Below are 1,074 nucleotides of genomic sequence, written 5' to 3'. Positions count from 1 at the left end.
CACGGCCTGCCGGAGGTCCTCCAGGTCCTGCCTAGACAGAAACAGGGGCTTCTTGTTGAACTTCATCGGGTCTTTGCAGCCGCTCCGGCTGGCATACAGCGCCTGCATGTAGCCATGCAGATCCGGGTGCTTGCGCCATTCCATGATCGGCACGGCGGTGTTGTCCACCACGTCTTTACGGGTTTTTCCTGCAAACATATCGAGTCCCACGGGAGCATCTCCTTGGTTTTTGGGTAAAGCTTCGCCGTCGCGGCAGATCTGCCGCGCGGAAGAAGTGATCGAAGTAGTGAGCCGCTTGGCCTGACCTACGCCCTTACTCGGAAGCGGTCACGCCCGGACTACAGGTTTCCTTAGGCACCGACCCAAAGTGCGTGCTGAGAGCAGTGCCACTGGGCGGGCCTGGTAGGCGGGGGAAGTGTTCAAGGGCGTCTCCGTTTCTTGTGCGCCCATCCTACCCACTCGCTGGCGACCTCCCATGAAGGGCTAAATCACTGAAAGTGATCGTTTTTCAAGGGCTTGCAAGCAATCATTTTCACGACAAAGTGCGCGAGGACCCGGCATTCGGGCATCCCATTTCGCGGTAAGCCTTTGCCTCAGCCGAGGCTTGCCTCACGCGCCCTGTTCAGCGCTTGGCGGACATCGCTCAGGATCGAGTCGACAGCGTCCATCAGCACGTCGTGCAGACGCCGCTCGACCCAGGGCATCTGGAGCGCCTCCAGGGTCGTGTGAGGCTTTGCGAGGTGGGCAGGGTAGGCCGCGGCAGAGCCAAGCACCCGCCCTCGATCATCCACCGCCCAAGGCAGCACGCGTTCAAGCGCCTTAATGCCAAGCCGCTTGAGTGCCTTTGTCAGGGATTCAATCTCGGCATCGGCCTCAGCGCGCCTGATCTTGGCTACAGCCAATGCTGCCGACAGCGCACTTGCCTCATCCTCTTCGATACGTTGGCGGCCGGCCGATATCCATCGCCCGTTCACCTCCGCCTCGCTGCAATCCAGGACGGATCTCCAGTTGTAACGGGTGCCACCTTTGTTGCTCTTCGCCCTCGTGAAATCAGGAAAGAGCCCCTTCCCCGCC

General features: G+C 60.6%; 2 protein-coding genes. Both read right to left on the bottom strand.

The window, feature by feature from the left end; genetic code table 11:
- A partial coding sequence (locus ABZX22_RS45290) for a hypothetical protein (RefSeq protein WP_354923583.1) occupies positions 1-210 on the bottom strand: 210 nt, incomplete at its 3' end.
- A 383-nt stretch (positions 211-593) separates the two neighbouring features.
- Positions 594-1,074: hypothetical protein (locus ABZX22_RS45285; RefSeq protein WP_354923580.1), on the bottom strand; the 481-nt coding region annotated here is incomplete at its 5' end.

The organism is Nonomuraea sp. NPDC003804 (assembly GCF_040610675.1).
Taxonomy (GTDB): domain Bacteria; phylum Actinomycetota; class Actinomycetes; order Streptosporangiales; family Streptosporangiaceae; genus Nonomuraea.
The sequence above is the reverse complement of the archived record's forward strand: the minus strand, read 5'-3'. Positions and strand labels throughout refer to the sequence as shown.